This is a genomic window from Paraburkholderia sp. BR14320, assembly GCF_040948665.1.
GTDB lineage: Bacteria > Pseudomonadota > Gammaproteobacteria > Burkholderiales > Burkholderiaceae > Paraburkholderia > Paraburkholderia youngii.
In genome coordinates this window covers 1-201 of the sequence record NZ_JBFPKG010000430.1, presented here as the reverse complement: position 1 = coordinate 201, position 201 = coordinate 1, and the positions used below count along the sequence as shown (strand labels likewise).

Sequence of the window (201 nt, the reverse complement as noted above, 5' to 3'; positions counted from 1 at the left end):
ACCACGCCTCGGTCTGCGCGATACTGTAGTACGCGCCGTCGGCGATCACGCAGTCGACGTTCGCCTCGACTGCCAGCACCGCATTCAGGCCCGCCTCGTCGGAGACGTTGTCCCCGGTGATCGCGATGTGGTGGACATTCATCTGCGGGTCGATCGACAGGTGCATCTTGCGCCACGGCGTCTGGCCCGCGTCGCGGCCGT

Annotated in this window: 1 protein-coding gene; it reads right to left on the bottom strand. The window is 66.7% G+C overall.

The window, feature by feature from the left end; translation table 11 throughout:
- On the bottom strand, positions 1 to 201 hold a 201-nt coding region (locus tag AB3X89_RS40950; protein ID WP_368588143.1), incomplete at both ends, for a transposase.